The sequence below is a fragment of the Flavobacterium sp. ZB4P23 genome, from assembly GCF_003970375.1.
Taxonomy (GTDB): domain Bacteria; phylum Bacteroidota; class Bacteroidia; order Flavobacteriales; family Flavobacteriaceae; genus Flavobacterium.
In genome coordinates this window covers 350,889-368,460 of record NZ_RYDK01000003.1, presented here as the reverse complement: position 1 = coordinate 368,460, position 17,572 = coordinate 350,889, and the positions used below count along the sequence as shown (strand labels likewise).

Genomic DNA, 17,572 nt, shown 5'->3' with positions numbered 1-17,572 from the left:
GTAATAGAACAAAATTCAAAACTTATAACTCCAATTTATAACTGACTTACAAAGGTTTCCTATTTTGGTTCTTGTGAATCGGATTTGGTTTTCCTGTTTTTGTATTCTTATTGCTAAGAATTTTGGGTTGTCCTACCGGCAATATTTTATTCGAAACCCGCTTATTGGTTCGTAATAAATCAGTGGTATTTAATAATTCCTCTGAACTTTGAATCAAATTCAACTTGCCATCAGAGAGTTCAAATAAATGTTCAAAAATGACATCATCTTTTACTGTGTCTTTGTTCCAACTCAAATATGATTTTTTCATGTGATTGGCAATTACTTTCACCAAGGCACTTTTCATATCGCCATCTTCCCATTTATTGGCCACGTCAATCATGTATTTTATGTTGTTGCCGTAATACCTGTATTTAGGAAAATTCTGAGGATAACTCAACACATCCGGTTTCAGCTGCAAGACTTCGCGAGATGGAGTTGGGTAGGGCGAATCCGCCACTAGTTTAAAATCAGACATTATGAAAATTTGATCCCATAATTTGTGCTGAAAATCAGGAACATCACGCAAATGCGGATTCAAGCTACCCATGACCTGAATAATGTATTTTGCCGCTTTATTGCGTTCTACATCATCTTCAATTTTAGTTGCCTGATCAATTAATTTTTGCAAATGACGCCCGTACTCCGGAATAATCAAATGCGATCGCTCTGCATTGTATTCCAAATGATGCACTACATCGTTCGCATTTTCTTTACTATATTTTGAATTCATATTTGAATGTATATTTTTTTGATTTACGTGTTTTCTTTTTCGAATAGTGGAATCATTCGAACACCCATCCCAATTTTTTTATATCTAAAGAGAAACAATGCCTTTTATTGTAGAGACTTCTAGGTATTTATCTACTATTTCTTGTGCATCTTTCACAGTCACATCAACAGATATACTGGTAAATTTGCCAGTCTTGGATTTTGTGGTTTTGATAACCGCTCCCATGCAATCAAAAGCCAACTCAACGCGTTCTACATTATCACTTTCTGTTGGCACAATAAATTTAAATAAATATTCTGCTGGCCATGTATTGCTCATATCCAACTCTACTTTTAATCTATCGTAAAATTCTTCCGTCTTCTTATCCATTTTTTATTTAAAAATAAAGGCAAATATACGGTTTCAAACGTGAATTATGAATTTTGAAATATGATTTTTTGTCTAATCGCACTTTAACCGCAATGATTTTTTCAAATCCCAATAAGTTTAAGTAAATTTGCCCCTTATTTTTTAAAAGTGCAGAAAGAAATTATAGTTATCATTGGCGGTCCAGGAACCGGTAAAACTACTATCATCGATGGATTGATAGCTCAGGGACATTGTTGTTATCCCGAAATTTCCCGGGAAGTAACATTGGAAGCAAAAAAACAAGGAATCGAGCAATTATTCCTAGAAAAACCACTGTTATTCAGCGAATTGCTTCTTGAAGGAAGAAAAAAACAATTTCAAAATGCTTCTAAAGAAATCCACGATATTGTATTTATAGACAGAGGAATTCCGGATGTTTTGGCCTATATGCATTACATAGGCGATAGTTATCCTGCTACTTTTGATACGGCTTGCCGCGAACACACCTACTCAAAAATATTCATACTCCCACCTTGGGAAGAAATTTATATCAGCGACCACGAACGTTATGAAAACTTCGAACAAGCGAAACTCATCTACAATCATCTCACTGAAACCTATGAAAATTATGGGTACAAACTCATAGAAGTTCCAAAAGATACGATGGATAACCGAATTCTTTTTATCTTAGATGAAATTTCCAGATAGTCTGCAGGTTTAGGATCTATGCTTTGGACTGTTTTTCAATGAAATGAAATCTATACTCTATGCAAGAAGCAGAAGCTATTCTTCAAAAATATTGGAAGCACAACAAATTCAGGTCACTGCAAAAGGAAATCATCGATTCCGTTTTAAGTGGTCAAGATACTTTTGCATTGATGCCAACCGGCGGTGGAAAATCAATTTGTTTCCAGATTCCGGCAATGATGAAAGAAGGCATTTGCCTGGTTATCTCGCCATTGGTAGCGCTCATGAAAGATCAAGTCGCCAATTTGCAACAGCGAAACATCAAAGCCATAGCGCTGACAGGCGGAATTCGATCCGAAGAAATGATTGATTTATTGGACAATTGCCAATTCGGAAATTACAAATTCCTTTATTTATCGCCAGAGCGTCTTCAATCCGATTGGATTTTAGAACGAATAAAAAATCTTCCCATCCATTTAATCACAATCGATGAAGCGCATTGCGTTTCCCAATGGGGACATGATTTCCGACCAGCTTATTTAAAAATTTCAGAACTAAAAAAGCATTTTCCAACAGTCCCATTTTTAGCCTTAACCGCTACTGCAACGCCAAGAGTCAAAAAAGATATCATCGCAGAACTGGGACTACATAAACCACAGATTTTTGAAAAATCATTTGCCAGAGAAAATATTGCTTATATGATTTTTGAGGTCGAGGATAAACTGTTCCGAATCGAACAAATCCTGAAGAAAAATCCACAACCTTCCATAATATATGTACGAAACAGGAAATCGTGTCTGGATATTTCCTCTCAATTGAATTCATTAGGATTTAAAGCTACGTATTATCACGGCGGACTTTCGTCCAAAGAAAAAGATAAAAACATGGAATCCTGGATGAATGAGGATGTACAGGTTATTGTGGCAACCAATGCTTTTGGAATGGGAATTGACAAAGCCAATGTAAAAACGGTCATTCACATTCAGCTTCCGGAAAATATGGAAAATTATTATCAGGAAGCCGGACGTGCGGGTAGAAACGGAGAAAGAGCTTTTGCGGTTTTATTAACCAGTCCCTCTGACATCATTCAGGCTCAAAGCCAATTTATCACTATTCTTCCTGATAAAAAGTTTTTGAATCTCATGTATGTCAAGCTTTGCAACTATTTTCAAATCGCTTACGGAGAAGGAATCAATGAACAGTTTACCTTCAATTTACATCATTTTTGTTTAAAATATGAATTCCCAACCTTAAAAACGTACCATGCAATGCAATTCCTGGACCGACAAGGAATTATTAGCCTGTCTCAAGAATTTTCAGAAAAAATCACCCTGCAGTTTCTTATTCCCTCCAAAGAAGTGATTCGGTATATGAGTTTAAATCCAAATGACGAGGAAATTATTTTAGCCATTTTGCGCACGTATCCGGGAATTTACGAAATGCAAACGGCATTCAACCTGCAACTGATTGCTAAAAAATCAAACCATAAGGAAACTGAAATTCAGGCTGTTTTACATAAATTAAAAGAAAAGAAAATTATAGAGTACCATTCGAAAAATAATGACGCCACATTAATTTTCAATGAAGTTCGGGAAGATGACAGAACCATCAATCGAGTTTCGAAGCATTTAGAAAATCAAAATCAATTAAAAAAAGAACAGCTTCAATCCGTAATTCAGTATATAAGTGAGAAAAAAGTATGCAAAAATAAGTTGATTCTAAATTATTTTGGCGAAAAAACAACCGTTGATTGCGGTGTTTGCTCCTTTTGCATTACTAAAAAAATAAAGAAAAAAGAGGTATCGGTGCTTTCCAAAGAAATAATTGCGTTATTACAAGCAGAAGATTTAAACTCAAGAGACATTCAAAATAAAACTAAAAATAGTCCAGACGAAGTTATCTTTGTACTTCAGGATTTACTAGAAAACAACACAATTTTGGTTAAACCAAATAATAAATATACTTTACGATCATAATGGAAAAATTACGAATAGTTTTTATGGGTACGCCTGAATTTGCCGTGGGAATATTAGACACGATACTTAAAAACAACTACGAAGTCGTAGGTGTCATTACTGCTGCAGACAAACCTGCAGGTCGCGGACAAAAATTAAAATACTCAGCAGTAAAGGAATACGCACTAGCCAATAATCTAACTTTATTGCAGCCTTTAAACTTAAAAGACGAAACTTTTTTAGCTGAATTAAAAGCGTTGAATGCTAATTTGCAAACTGTAGTTGCGTTTAGAATGCTGCCAAAAGTAGTTTGGGAAATGCCCTCTTTAGGCACTTTTAATCTTCATGCTTCGCTCCTGCCGAATTATCGCGGCGCGGCACCCATAAACTGGGCAATCATTAATGGAGAAACTAAAACTGGTGTCACCACTTTTTTTATCGATGATAAAATTGATACAGGCGCAATGATTTTAAGTTCGGAAATTCCAATTGATGAAACCGAAAATGCGGGACATTTGCATGACCGATTAATGGAATTAGGAAGCAAGACCGTTATTGACACTTTGGCACTGATCGAAAAAGGAAGTGTATCGACAGTGATTCAAAAAGACACCAACGATATCAAAACAGCATACAAACTCAACAAAGAGAATTGCAAAATAGACTGGACAAAATCAGCGCAGGAAATAAACAATCTGATCCGAGGTTTGAGTCCGTACCCAGCGGCTTGGAGTTACTTTGGCGACAATAATGAAGAGTGGAATGTAAAGCTATACGAAGCCAAAATAATCACTGAGGAACATAATTATGCTGTCGGGAGTTTAATTTGTACCAAAAAAGAAATGAAGGTAGCTGTAAAAAAAGGATTTATCCAAATACTTACTCTACAGTTTCCAGGCAAAAAGAAAATGAATACTTCTGAATTTCTGAACGGGATTGTATTTTCTGTTGACGCAAAAGTCTATTAACACCAACAAAAAGGGCACCTCATACACTTTAACAAGAAACAATCTTTACTTTATCAACAAAAAAAATAAGTTATCAACAAAATACTCTAAATTAACACAAAACGCTTGCAAGGAACGTATTTCCTACTAAATTTGTGTATTAACAATTTTTTTTAACCAACAATTAATAACTAATTATTATGAACAAATCAGAATTAATCGATGCTATCGCTGCTGATGCAGGAATTACAAAAGCTGCAGCAAAATTAGCTTTAGAGTCATTTTTAGGTAACGTAGGCGGAACTTTGAAAAAAGGTGGAAGAGTATCTTTAGTAGGTTTCGGATCATGGTCAGTATCTGCCAGAGCTGCAAGAGACGGTAGAAATCCTCAAACAGGAAAAACTATTCAAATCGCTGCTAAGAATGTAGTGAAATTTAAAGCTGGAGCAGAATTAGAAGGTGCAGTAAACTAATTTTTATCCTTCCTAAATATAATAAAACCTTCCATCTGGAAGGTTTTTTTATACGTTTCAACGATTTTATATGGCGCCCTTAAAATAAAAAACCTAAATTTAATGAAAAATCTAATCCGATGATAACAGATAAGATAAAAAAAGGATATTTACTTATAGCAGAACCTAAGATAATTGGGGATTTATCATTCAATAGATCGGTAATTTTATTAGCTGATTATAATGAAGAAGGATCCGTAGGGTTCATAATTAATAAGCCTTTAAAGTACACTATCCACGATTTAATTCCGGAGATAGCGGCACGATTTAAGATTTATAATGGTGGTCCGGTAGAACAAGACAACTTGTATTTCATTCATAATATCCCTGAATTAATTCCAAATAGCATTGAAATATCTAATGGAATATATTGGGGTGGTGACTTTGAAGCAACTAAAGAGCTCATCAATAAAGGAGAAATAAGCAAAGACAATATCCGATTCTTTTTAGGATATACCGGCTGGCATGAAAACCAACTAGAGAGCGAAATGGAAAGTCACTCCTGGATTATAACGGCAAACAGCTATGAAAACAAAATAATTGGAACATCAGCCACTCATTTCTGGAAAGAACAGATTATGGAATTAGGCGGCGAATACCTCATCTGGTCTAATGCTCCGGAAAATCCATACCTAAATTAAGTATTTCGGACTATTTCGTTGAGTTTTTCTAATAATTGAGTCGATACGTGAGTCGTAAATATTTTTTTGCGGTATCGCGTTATGGGTTGAATGCCTTTTATTACGTTCGTTATAAATAATTCATCCGCTTTTTGCAGGTCAAACGGAGAGATCACTTCCTCGACAACCTCTAAAGTTTCTATTTTTTTAGCCAGACTTAAAATCTGTTTTCTCATGACGCCGTTTAAACACCCCTCAGAAACCGGCGGCGTAATCAATTTATCACCCATTAGCATAAAGATATTCCCCTGCAATGCTTCTACTACATTCTTGCTATCATTAAGTACTAAGCAATTGTCCAAGCCATTTTCATTAGCGAAAATACTTCCTGTTATATTGATAATTTTATTAGTCGTTTTGATCGACGATAGCAATTGTTTTGTGATATAGAAGTCTTTGTATAAATCTACTTCATATTCTTTCTTTTCAATTGAATACAAAGTGTTCTCAAGCGCTATTGAATGAATCAAAAAAGAAACCGTATTATTTTGCGGCAAATAATACCCGCCATCGTTTCTATATACTGTAATTCTGGCTCGGGAGGAAAGAGAGAGACCCGTTTTTTTTACTAAAGAGAGAATTTGTTCCTCCAGGTATTCCATGGTGAAATTCATTGGGATTTCCATACGTACCACCCGCATAGAAGACATTAACCTGAAATAATGATCTTCTAGAAAAAGAATTGTATTATTTACTATTTTAACTGTTTCAAAAACACCGTCACCATATAGAAAAGCACGGTTTTGAAACAATACATTGGTGTCCTGAGACACAATAGTTCCATTAAAATTAATCATAAAGAAGCCCTAAATTTTATTCAAGGCAAATATAAGTCATAAAATATGATTTTACTATACAGATCCTATTAGATGTTTAAGATCCGATATTTGATTTTCCCACAGTAATGTGGCCTCGTCTACCTCGTCTTTTTCAGCAAAATCTACTACCATTAAAGAAACGTCTTTAGTGAGTTCATCTACTAAAATATGCAATTCAAAAAAGTACTCCGTGTCTTTACTATTCTCGTCGACCCACTTGAATTTTACTTTCTCACCTGCTTTCTTAGAGGCAAGCCTTGCTTTTTCTTCGGAATCCTTCCAAATAAAAGTAAAAAATTCACCACGAGAGTTTACATTATCTGCAAACCATTCAGACAAACCTGATGGAGTAGAGATATACTGATACAATAATTGTGGAGAAGAATTTATGGGAAACTCGATTTCGTAACGTACTTTTTGATCCATGACCTACATTTAATTTTTCGGAAATATATAGAATATAACTACATAAAAAAAGTGTTTTTAAAAATATATTTTTTTATTAAAAATATAGTTGCATCCAATATTTTTATTTTTATATTTGCACCCGCATTCAGGGAAGGTTTTTCCCTAATTATGGCGAGATAGCTCAGTCGGTTAGAGCGCAGGATTCATAACCCTGAGGTCCCGAGTTCAAATCTCGGTCTCGCTACCAAAGCAAAAACCCTAACATCATTATGTTAGGGTTTTTTATTGGAAATAATTCAAAAAACATCGCCCTCTGATTACTCCAGTGAGCACCGAAGTGACGAATTTTATGAATTGAGCTGATAATTCTTTAAGTATGATACAGACACTGCAAACATGCAATGTAGTTTTCATGTGTACCGCGTCTCTTTCAACCAAATTTTCAGAATTTTAATTGTTGCAGAAGATTGTAGTATGATTAATTCGTTTGATTGTTTTTTCTTTTAAAATGTTAATCATCATAATTCCTACCCCAGGGTCTTCTTGCTAAATAATTATTACAACTATGACATTCCCTACCTATCTGCCAAGTAAGCGAAAACTCATGAACTCCTTGGGTATTTTTTATTTTTGATGTACTTACATCGTAGGAATATCCAAAAGTGAAGTTATATATTTTAATAGAACCAATTAGATTTACTGAAGTAAGTATATGGCTTTCACTACTTTTAATCATAGGATTTGTTGCAGCAATGACTCCCAGAATAAATGGATTAAAATGAACAATACTACCAAAATCCAATCGATTATATTGTCCTTGTTTCATGAAATTTGATGTAAGTACTAATTTGGAATCATTCGGTAAAAATGATAAAGCGGGATTACTGTCCAGATTAAATGCATATCCACTCTGAAGAGTAATGTTCATATCTAAAGGGAGCTTACCTTGAGAGTCGAAGGCAATATTGGGAGTATTGAGATGCTTCACTGAAGCTCCGAGCCAAAAATCATCGGTATAAAGTAAAAGACCAGATGAAATATCTAAGAAATCTATTTTATTTTGTAGACCTATAAGACTTGGATCTGAACTACCATCACCAATACTACCATCGTTACTATTAATTTGATCTTCAAACAAAAGGCTTTTGAAATTAAAATTTTTAGTTCCATAACCCCCTTCTACTCCTAAAATCATTCTTAATCCGGAATAAAAATTATCTAAGTCAAGATTTAGCGAAAACACACCGTTAATTTGAGTGTAATTATAGTTTGTAAAAGCCTCATACTGATTTAGTACGGTGATACCGATTCCAATATTTTGAAGATTTGAATCATTCGGACGGGAATCTTCTGATAAATTCCCAATGGAACCATTGATAAAGGCATAATCAGTATCCACTCTTCTAACTCCATCGGGCCACTGTGTTCGGTGTAAAATTCCGGTGTTTAACGTGTTTACGGTTCCTGTAAACGCGCCGTTCTGCGTTTCAGGGACAAAATAATAGTGTGTAAAAACAGGATCTTGTGCGTTAACTTCTGTAATAAATATGGAAGTTAACAGGATATACAAAGCAAATTTTAATTTCATTCTCTGTTGTTGATTATTTTATTACTACAAAAGGGTGATTTTCAGTGACAATAGTTCCATAAAAAGTTTCTGCGCTAACTTTACAATAATAATTACCATTCTCCGCATTCTGGCCTTTTATTTTACCATCCCACCCTTTCAATGTGTCTCCGGTTTCTGAATAAATAAGTGAACCCCAGGTGTCATAAATATCCAGGCGAACATTTTTTAAGGTCTTCGCCACAGGTCTGAATGTATCATTGACAATATCGTTGTTGGGTGTAAAAGCAGTGGGAACAACCAACACATACCCCTTTTCAACGATAAAACTAATTTTTTGTACATAGATGCATCCAAACGGATAAGTAACTGTTTGTGTTACCGTATATTCTTTTGGATTTATGAAGGTATGTACTGGATTTAGATCTGTTGAAAAGCTACCGTCGCTAAAGTCCCAAATCATACTGATGTAATCACCAGTAGCGGTATTGGTAAACTGTATTGGATCCATTATAGAATAACTACCATACGTTAAATAAGAATATGATGTTACATTAAATGATGGTGTTCCAAGAGACTGCAATTTAACATTGAAGGAGTAATTTGCTTTACAGCCCAAGGCATCAGTTACATATAATATTGCCGTTCCGTTTTGACTGGTATTCATTATTTCATTATTTGAACCGCTGACCGTTCCATTGGACCAAGACAATTGGTAAGGCGGAACCCCACCCGAAACTTGGGCTACAAAGTTTTGTTTAACGTATTTGGTTTCACAATCAAATTCTGTTTTGGTTGCCACTCCAATAACGATAGGTGGCGGTCGATTGATGCTATATTGCGCCTGTTTTGAACAGCCTCTGCTATCAGTTACTGTAACCAGATAATTTCCTGCTGGAATATTCACTAAATCCTCAGTTGTAGATCCATTTGACCAAGAATACGTAAAAGGTGGTGTCCCTCCAGCAACCAGAAGATTTATTGTACCACTATTGGCATTGTCACAATCAAAGGCATTGGTAGTATTAGCGGATAAAATTAAAGGTTGAGGTTCTAATATTATAAAAGTTTTTTTGATTGCGCAAGGCTTACCATCCACGATAGTTACGGTGTAAGAGCCTGTTTTCAAATTGTTTCTAACATTTCCAGCTACTGAACTATCATCCCAAACCAATTTTACAGGAGCAATCCCTCCAATAATATTTAGATTTATACTACCATCTTGGGCACCAAAACAAGAAATGTTTTTAACTACAGGATTGATCGTAAAAATGGGGGCTTCGGGGATATTTACATTCAGTGTTTTTACACAATTATTTGAATCTGTAATGGTGATTAGATAATCACCAGCCGTAAGATTATCCTGAAACGTGCCGCTGCCAAGATTACTCCACACTATTCGATAGGGTGCAAGACCTCCATTTATAACAAGACGTATAGAAGCATCATTAGAACCATAACAGATTATTGGTGTGGTTGTGGCTGACAAAACAATGGCAGTTGGTTGGGTTAGTGTAACACTTAATACTTTAGAACAACCTGAGTTATCAGTAACCTGTACATTATAAGTTCCAGCTGAAGTAGCAGTGAGATTTTTATTGGAACTTGTAAATCCGTTAGGTCCAGTCCAAGCAAAGCTATAGCCCGAAAGTGTAGGTGTTCCTCCAACTACTGCAATCTGTATCGCTCCTGTAGACTCTCCATAGCATAATATATTAGTTTGACTGATTAGGCTAACCGCTAATACAGGTGGTTCTGTTATGGTAAATGTCGCAGTTTTTGGGTTGCAATTATTAGCGTCCGATACGGTTACTTTATATATTCCGGGACTTAAATTGGATATATCATCGGTGGTTGCATAAGAAATTCCATCTTTCGTCCAAGCATAATTGTAATTTAATGTACCGCCAGTGATTGTGATTTTAATTTCACCATTGGCAGCATTAAAACAAGTAATGTCTTTTTCTAAATCAGTAGTTATACCAATATCGTCGGGTTGCGTAATATTTACTGTTTGAACCTTCGAGCAATTCTTAGCATCTGTAACGGTCAAATGATAAGTTCCTGCAATTAATCCTGTTGCATTTAACGAAGTCTGTACTGGAATTGTATCCCAAGAGTATGTCAATATTCCCGTTCCACCACTTGCTAAAACGGTAACTGCACCTGTATTATTTTCGAAACAATTTACATTGGTTTGTGAGGCTATTGAAATTATAATTCCGTTTGGTTCTGTGATCGTGGCTTGTGCTGCTGTAGTACAACCTTTAGCATCTGTAATTGTGGCTGTATACGTGCCGATTGTCAGATTTATTGCTACAGCTGAAGTTTGAACTGGTGTTGTGTTCCAAGAATAACTGAAAGGCGCTGTGCCTCCAGTAGCAGTCACAGTTGCTGAACCGGTGCTATTTCCTGAACATAAAACATCCGTTTGAGCGGTTATAGTTGCAGACATTCCTGCTGGTTCTGTTATTGTTACGGAGCTTAAAATAATGCACCCTTTCGCATCAGTAACAGTTACATTATAAGTTCCGGCTTTTAACCCGATAGCTGTTGCCGAGGTTTGAATTGGGCTGGTATTCCAAGAGTAAGAATAAGGGGAAGTCCCTCCAGTAACTAAGACAGTAGCATTTCCGTTATTTCCTCCAAAACAGCTCACGTTAGTTGAATTCGAAATCATAGCGGTCAATCCGGCAGAAGGCTGAGTAATAAGTACTGTTTGCACTTTTGAACAACCATTGGCATCTGTTATGGTTACGTTATAAGTACCTACTACTAATCCCGTTGTTGTTGCCGTTGTCTGAATTGGAATAGTGTCCCATGAATAGGTTAAAGTTCCTGTACCTCCGGTGGCAGAAACCGTTGCTGAACCCGTGTTATCTCCAAAACAGAACACATTGGTTTGAGATGTAATGGATGTAATAATACCGTTTGGTTCCGTAATCATAACCTGTTTTTGTATCGAACAAGTATTGGCATCTGTAATCGTAACGGTATAAGTTCCTGCTTTCAAACCTGACGCAGTTGCCGTGGTTTGAATTGGATTGGTATTCCAAGAATAGGTTAAAGTTCCTACACCACCACTTGCGGTTACCGTTGCCGAACCCGTTGCACTGCCAGCACAACTGATATTCGTAGGATATGATATGGAAGCAGTTATGCCGTCGGGCTGCGTAATTACTATTCCAGAAATTGTCTTCACACTTCCATTTGCATCGGTAATTTTAATATCATAAATGCCTACCCCCAAACCCGTAAAAGTATAAGTAGTAGCTGCTGAATCAACAATACTATTAATTGTTCCACTTCCTTGCAAAGTCAATAAATAATCATAAGGTCCAACAGATTGTTGTGTAACATCTACTTTAATAGCTCCAGTCAAATAACCAAAACACAAAACATTTATTTGTGCTGCTGTATCTTCCTGGATAAGCAAAGCTAATGGTGCCGTTAAGGTAAAATTTAATATGACAGGATTACAAAGTCCATCGTTTATGGTTAATGAGTATGCGCCCGCTGGAACAAGTGAAATATCTTGACTTGAAGCCGAAAAACCGCTTGGTCCTGACCATAAATAAGTATAAGCGCCCGAACCTCCCGTAACGGTAACATTAATTGCTCCATCACTTGCACCAATAGTACTCACATTAAATCCATTAAAATTAGAAGGAATACTGGATGTTATAATGGCAGGACTTACCGTTATTTTATAAACTAAAGGCACCCCCGAACAAGAAACCGCATTATTTTTAAAAGTAGCGGTCGCAGTATAAATTACAGTTAGTGGATTTGTGGTTGAATTTACCAGCGTTTGAGTTGCTATTGTATCTGTTCCCGAAGGTGTTGCGCCAGAAATTCCCGCAGGAATAGTAGCCGTCCAATTGAAGGTAACATTTCCGGTAGTAGGACTTGATAAACTTATTAGTGAACTGTCACTTCCAGAGCACAGCGTTTGATTTACTCCCGAAAATTGGACTTTTGGAGAAGGATTAACAGTAATTATTACTGTAAATGTTGGCCCTGTACAAGTTCCAGATTTAGGAGTTATAGTATACGTAGCCGTTTGAACATCATTTGTTGGATTAATTAATGTACCCTTTATAGTTGTTTGATTTACTAAGGCTGCACCTCCCGTAATTCCTCCAGTTACCACAGGAGCCGACCATGAATAGGTGGTTCCAACCGGGACAATATTTCCCACACCGTCTGAAGGAACTATTGAAAAAGCGGTAGAGGAACAGATGGTTTGGTTTTGTGGGGTTATAATACTTGGATTAATACTCACAGTAAATGTTTCTGTTTTCTGGCAACCATTAGAATTTGTATACGTAATTATTGTAGTTCCGCTTGTGAATGCAGTAACTAGTCCAGTATCGCTAATTGAAGCGACAGCCGGATTTGAAGATGACCAAGGTGAAGTTGTGGATGCTGTTGCTGTACCTGATAATTGTGAGCTAGCACCAATACATGTAGACAATGTCCCTCCTATAACTGGTAAAGCATTTACAACTACTGTTACTGGTTTAATTATAGAACAACCGTTCGTATTCGTTGCTTTGATATAGTATGTACCTGAAACTGTAATCGCAGATGGTGCTGATATCGCTGTTGTTGCTGATGCGTTTGTCCAATAACTATAAATTAATCCGTTGTCAGAACCTAATGTTATGGCTGGTACTGTAATGTCTACAGTCCCAGGAGAACAAACTGCTAAGGGATCTGTAACAATTAAACTGGAGAATTTATTTAATGTAAAAGTAAAAGTAGCTTGACCTGAGCCTGCGCAATTTCCATTAACGACTACAGTGATATTATACGTTTTAAATGTCGTAACGTTTATTTTAGGGAACTGACTGTTAGCCGTTGTCCCGCCGATAAAACTGTAATCCGATGCAGTGACACCACTACCGGAAATAGACCATAAGAAACTTGTTGGAGCATAAGGAGCGACACTATAATTTGGCTTCGTCCCGACTTGACTAAAATCGATTGTATAATTGGGTGGTGCCTGATTGCATATTGATATTGTGTTAGGACTAAAACTTACTGTAGGGCTTCCTAAAACTTCAATAATTTTTGGTGTCGACACAACAGTTCCACAAGAATTTGTAACAGATAATTTCACAGTATAAATACCAGGATCTGTAAATACTATTTCAGGGTCTTTTGAAGCAGAATTAGACGGACTGACAAATTGATAACCAGTAGAAGGTGAAACAGTCCATAAATAGATTGGCTCTTGACAACTAAGATTAATTACATTTGAAGTATTTGTAAATTGGATTTGTGTATTTGGACAAATCGGTGTTTCTGGTGTATTCGTGAAAGTAGCTGTTGGTGAGATCTCTATTTTTATGGTTTTAGTAACTTCAGAAACAGTCTGACATAAATCGTCATTTATTGCTGTTAATTTTATTTCCCAACAACCTGGAATAGTAATTAATGCTTTGGGAATTTTCAGATTATTCGAAGAATCAATCCAACTAGAGATTTTAACCTCCGTAAAACTCACATCCCCGGGTTTTTTGTAATACCATGTAAAGGTGGCTTTATCAAGACAAGTTCCACTGCTCCCATACGACCCCAACATTGTTTTATTAGTTGCAATAATGTCTAGATTGATGCATTGCTTTGTTGATAAAAGAAATTCTGCTTTTGGGGCTAAACTTACATTTACTTTTTTCTCAACACCATTTCCATTTTTATAAAATTCAGTACAGTAATTTGCATTAGCGCCACCATTGTAAACGCCTTTATTTAAAAGAGTTTCTTTTATAATAAAATTACCATCAGTCTTAGCACATGATACCGACGTAAATGTATGAGTTATGGTTGGATTTGCCATTAATTCTGCCTGCGTTAGTTCCAATACAGGTGAACTGTCGCCAAAATCAACCCTATATTTTGAACCACTGTAATTTCTTCCAATTCCTTGATTTGTTACATCAACAGTAAATGAAACATCTACACCTACACAAACCACTTCACTTGTAGAGTTACCTAAACTTGTACCATTTCCGTGAAACAAAAACACCAAACTATACACAGATTTACTGTTCTTTTCAATTTCAAAAACATACGTTCCAATTGCTAAATTGTCAGGGATCGTTATTTCTCCATTTCCAATGTTATAGGCAATGAGAGTTTGTGTACCATTAATTACGTCTATTAAGGTTATTTTGTAATTATCCGTATTTAAATAATTGCAAACTGTAATCTTCTTTTTCGGCAAAATATTACTAGTAGCTCCTGAACTTTGTGTCAACGAACCAAATATGTTTGTTGTTTTTAAACAGGTTAAAGTACAATTAAAAAAAGAACTATTATTTGTTAAATCAGAAGTAGCAGAAGGAATATCACTACTACCTGGAACAATATTAAATGATAAAGTTTCTTCTGTGGGATATGTTTCTGGTGTTGTCCCCAAACCTGTTGTCGCTCTAACCCTTAATTTATAAGTTCCAGCAGGAAGTCCAGCAGGAAGTGTACCATTCATCACAGGAGCATAAAACTCATTTAAAGTTGTTAATATCGTTGGTGAAGTCGGAAAAATCCCTCCAACGTTAGATAATTCTAAAATAAATTGATTATCCAATTGAAATATTCCTGTTGGATTAACGATTACAGAAACTCCTGAACCAGCAGTATAATTAGCTGTATTATTAAATCTAATTAAGTTAATTGTCTGAGAGTTAACACTATATATTGCAGTAAAAAGGAAGATAAATAAAAATAGAATTTTGTAAAAGTGTTTCATTAAGTATATTTTGTTTGCTGTCAGTAATTATATTTTATCCAAATAATTAAACAGGATAATTTATTTATTCCTAAACATGAAAGTTCAAACCTACAGTTTATAATACTATCTCCTTTACGGTTTTCCGTAATGTCGTCTAAATATCATCAAAAAAATCATTTGGATCAAATGGGATATCATCATCTGGATCTTTATCATGGGCATTGACACCAGGCGGATTAAATAATCCCCAACTGTCTTTGATATAATCCCAAACATCAAAACTCGCCACCCAATCAATAAACAATAACCTGAATTCATCAATGGTATTTCTTAATAATTCGATGTAATCTTTGTCAGTAATGCCTTCTTCAAAACGTAAACTTCCTGCCTGCACATACAATTCTCTGGCAGCTTTACGAATAATCGCGGCATTTTCCATTTTTATATCATACAACCCAACCCCTGCAGCTCCAGCAATTTTGGCCGGAATCAGGAACGCATTTTCCATCATAAACCGTACGGTCGTTTCTTGCAAAAACTCGTTTTCTTTGGGTACAATTTCTACTAATCCCATGGTGATTTTTAGGATTTGCTCTGCCTTTTGGTACAAAGGCATTTGCTTTATTTCATCGTGTTTTGACATCTTTTTTTAATTTTAGTATCAAACTATTGATTTTTATTTCCCATAACGTGGGCTTTCCTCCGCAACCATTCCCAATTCCTCTTCACCATCACCCACACGTAGCTGACCATTCATCAACATAGGCAACAACCAATCGCGAAGCGAAGAGAATTCTTGGTTTTCTTTTAGGTTCCTTAAAATCATTTCGAAATGAGAATTTGATATTTTATAAAATTGTTCCATTAAATTATCCTCAGGAATTACAAAATAAAGTTCTTTGATTTTATCCTGTGATAAATTATCTCTTGCCGAACCTGAACTTAAATTTATTAAATAATCGTACAATTGATGTAAACCATATTTTAAATAAGGAATCATTCTCTTGTCGTTTGGTATAATTCCACATACAGCTTGATTAGTTGAAGCTTCAAGGTCAATTAAACTGACTTGTCCAGCAGTTGCACCATACATCGCCATTAAAATAGTCCCTCTTTGAAACAACTTTGCACTTGAATTGTCTAACCCTTTTTGGGTTATAAATTTTCTCGAAGAAATAATAAAAGAGGCATTAACTTCCCCACTATTAATCCAAGGAATTGTTCCATTTTCGAAGTATTCTTTTTTAGATTTTAAAGGTGTTCCTCCAGAACCAGTTTCTGCAATATCTTTGACTTTTTTTACCTCCCAACCCTCCGGAATTTCTCTTTTCAACTCATCATTCCAAACCATTTTACCTCCAGATGTTTTATACGGTTTTCCAATGCCCACCCCGTCCTGCGGACACCCCTCCGAAGGAGGGGAATAAGGAAAATCAAACTGCACAAACCAATAGTCATAAAGCGTTTTTGCCATCGCTTCCAGCTCGGTATTGATGCGGTTGTTGAGTTCTATTTTAGAATCTAAATCAGAAAGGACTTTGGCTATTTTTTGTTGAATATTTGAGTCCGTTGGTAATTTAGTCTTAAGATTTAATAACACAACCTTATCTAATTCTGATTGACCAGAACTTCCAGTCATAAAAGACATTAATGTTTTTTCAAATGAGAAAAGTAAATAACTTAGACATTGTGCTTCGTAATACGAATTACATCTTAATAATAAAATATGCGAATCCGTTATTAGACGATGATTTTCTGGAAGTTCATTTACAAAAGCACATCTTCCAGCTGTTCCTGTTCCAGTAGAATTAATTAAGATGTCACCTCTCTTGACAAATTTTGATTCAGAAATTTGTTTAGTATCATCAGTATATTGAGAAAATGAATAATCGATCTTACCATTTCGAATACATTTTTGATTTAAAACAATGATTGAACTATTTTCAACATATTTTGGTGTTATTCCTTTAATTGAGAAATTAACAAAATCAGATACTTGTTTCCAATTACTCATATCTCAACCCCTTTAAATTATTCTGAATCTCTACTTCTAATAAAATATTTTTAATTATTTTGTTTGACCCGGAAAGGGTCGAACGTCTATAAAAAAACATACTCCAAATTGGTTCGACCCCAAAG

General features: G+C 35.5%; 13 protein-coding genes and 1 tRNA gene. 6 read left to right on the top strand and 8 right to left on the bottom strand.

Features of this window, described 5'->3' with window-relative positions:
* Window positions 1–46 precede the first annotated feature (46 nt).
* Window positions 47–772 carry a DUF4290 domain-containing protein gene (locus tag EKL99_RS07205; protein WP_126463173.1) on the bottom strand — a complete coding sequence of 242 codons (726 nt, stop codon included), beginning with the start codon at window positions 770–772 and terminating at the stop codon, window positions 47–49.
* 84 nt (window positions 773–856) lie between these two features.
* A complete protein-coding gene (locus EKL99_RS07200) occupies window positions 857–1,141 on the bottom strand; it encodes a DUF493 family protein (RefSeq protein ID WP_126463171.1) in 285 nt (94 codons plus the stop codon).
* 147 nt (window positions 1,142–1,288) lie between these two features.
* On the opposite strand from EKL99_RS07200, the gene EKL99_RS07195 reads away from it, so the two are divergent.
* From EKL99_RS07195 to EKL99_RS07175, 5 genes are all read left to right on the top strand, one after another.
* Entirely contained in the window at window positions 1,289–1,828 is a 540-nt protein-coding gene (locus EKL99_RS07195; RefSeq protein WP_126463169.1) for an AAA family ATPase, read from the top strand.
* A 59-nt stretch (window positions 1,829–1,887) separates the two neighbouring features.
* Window positions 1,888–3,783 (top strand): ATP-dependent DNA helicase RecQ, encoded by a 1,896-nt coding sequence (locus tag EKL99_RS07190; protein WP_126463167.1) that lies wholly within the window; start codon window positions 1,888–1,890, stop codon window positions 3,781–3,783.
* Window positions 3,783–4,730 carry a methionyl-tRNA formyltransferase gene (gene fmt / locus EKL99_RS07185; RefSeq protein WP_126576656.1) on the top strand — a complete coding sequence of 316 codons (948 nt, stop codon included), beginning with the start codon at window positions 3,783–3,785 and terminating at the stop codon, window positions 4,728–4,730. Before EKL99_RS07190 ends, fmt begins: the two co-directional genes overlap by 1 nt.
* 179 nt (window positions 4,731–4,909) lie before the next feature.
* The gene (locus EKL99_RS07180; protein WP_073017033.1) at window positions 4,910–5,182 is read left to right on the top strand and encodes an HU family DNA-binding protein; all 273 of its coding nucleotides are present in this window, start codon (window positions 4,910–4,912) and stop codon (window positions 5,180–5,182) included.
* 119 nt (window positions 5,183–5,301) lie between these two features.
* Entirely contained in the window at window positions 5,302–5,862 is a 561-nt protein-coding gene (locus EKL99_RS07175) for a YqgE/AlgH family protein (RefSeq protein ID WP_126568629.1), read from the top strand.
* On the opposite strand, the gene EKL99_RS07170 is transcribed toward EKL99_RS07175, so the two are convergent.
* Window positions 5,859–6,698 carry an aminotransferase class IV gene (locus EKL99_RS07170; RefSeq protein ID WP_126576655.1) on the bottom strand — a complete coding sequence of 280 codons (840 nt, stop codon included), beginning with the start codon at window positions 6,696–6,698 and terminating at the stop codon, window positions 5,859–5,861. The two genes, EKL99_RS07175 and EKL99_RS07170, sit on opposite strands and share 4 nt — an antisense overlap.
* Before the next feature lie 54 nt (window positions 6,699–6,752).
* The gene (locus EKL99_RS07165) at window positions 6,753–7,145 is read right to left on the bottom strand and encodes an START-like domain-containing protein (protein ID WP_126463160.1); all 393 of its coding nucleotides are present in this window, start codon (window positions 7,143–7,145) and stop codon (window positions 6,753–6,755) included.
* 152 nt (window positions 7,146–7,297) lie between these two features.
* Between EKL99_RS07165 and EKL99_RS07160 the strand changes: the two genes are divergently transcribed.
* Window positions 7,298–7,374: transfer RNA gene (locus tag EKL99_RS07160), tRNA-Met, on the top strand.
* A 264-nt stretch (window positions 7,375–7,638) separates the two neighbouring features.
* On the opposite strand, the gene EKL99_RS07155 is transcribed toward EKL99_RS07160, so the two are convergent.
* The 4 genes from EKL99_RS07155 to EKL99_RS07140 all read right to left on the bottom strand — a co-directional run bounded on the left by EKL99_RS07155 (window position 7,639) and on the right by EKL99_RS07140 (window position 17,447).
* Window positions 7,639–8,715 carry a PorP/SprF family type IX secretion system membrane protein gene (locus EKL99_RS07155; RefSeq protein ID WP_126555887.1) on the bottom strand — a complete coding sequence of 359 codons (1,077 nt, stop codon included), beginning with the start codon at window positions 8,713–8,715 and terminating at the stop codon, window positions 7,639–7,641.
* 13 nt (window positions 8,716–8,728) lie between these two features.
* A complete protein-coding gene (locus EKL99_RS07150) occupies window positions 8,729–15,451 on the bottom strand; it encodes a PKD-like domain-containing protein (protein ID WP_126576654.1) in 6,723 nt (2,240 codons plus the stop codon).
* A gap of 136 nt (window positions 15,452–15,587) precedes the next feature.
* Window positions 15,588–16,076, bottom strand: a complete 489-nt coding sequence (locus EKL99_RS07145; RefSeq protein ID WP_126555893.1) for a hypothetical protein — start codon at window positions 16,074–16,076, stop codon at window positions 15,588–15,590.
* Window positions 16,077–16,109: 33 nt separating this feature from the next.
* Window positions 16,110–17,447: a restriction endonuclease subunit S gene (locus EKL99_RS07140; protein WP_126555903.1), complete on the bottom strand. Its 1,338-nt coding sequence runs from the start codon at window positions 17,445–17,447 to the stop codon at window positions 16,110–16,112.
* Between the last annotated feature and the right edge of the window lie 125 nt (window positions 17,448–17,572).

Coding starts and splice junctions, on each gene's coding strand:
- EKL99_RS07170 (WP_126576655.1), bottom strand. CDS start 6,698: ATGATTAATTTTAATGGAACTATTGTGTCTCAGGACACCAATGTATTG.
- EKL99_RS07190 (WP_126463167.1), top strand. CDS start 1,888: ATGCAAGAAGCAGAAGCTATTCTTCAAAAATATTGGAAGCACAACAAA.
- EKL99_RS07165 (WP_126463160.1), bottom strand. CDS start 7,145: ATGGATCAAAAAGTACGTTACGAAATCGAGTTTCCCATAAATTCTTCT.
- EKL99_RS07180 (WP_073017033.1), top strand. CDS start 4,910: ATGAACAAATCAGAATTAATCGATGCTATCGCTGCTGATGCAGGAATT.
- EKL99_RS07175 (WP_126568629.1), top strand. CDS start 5,302: ATGATAACAGATAAGATAAAAAAAGGATATTTACTTATAGCAGAACCT.
- EKL99_RS07150 (WP_126576654.1), bottom strand. CDS start 15,451: ATGAAACACTTTTACAAAATTCTATTTTTATTTATCTTCCTTTTTACT.
- EKL99_RS07200 (WP_126463171.1), bottom strand. CDS start 1,141: ATGGATAAGAAGACGGAAGAATTTTACGATAGATTAAAAGTAGAGTTG.
- EKL99_RS07155 (WP_126555887.1), bottom strand. CDS start 8,715: ATGAAATTAAAATTTGCTTTGTATATCCTGTTAACTTCCATATTTATT.
- fmt (WP_126576656.1), top strand. CDS start 3,783: ATGGAAAAATTACGAATAGTTTTTATGGGTACGCCTGAATTTGCCGTG.
- EKL99_RS07145 (WP_126555893.1), bottom strand. CDS start 16,076: ATGTCAAAACACGATGAAATAAAGCAAATGCCTTTGTACCAAAAGGCA.
- EKL99_RS07205 (WP_126463173.1), bottom strand. CDS start 772: ATGAATTCAAAATATAGTAAAGAAAATGCGAACGATGTAGTGCATCAT.
- EKL99_RS07140 (WP_126555903.1), bottom strand. CDS start 17,447: ATGAGTAATTGGAAACAAGTATCTGATTTTGTTAATTTCTCAATTAAA.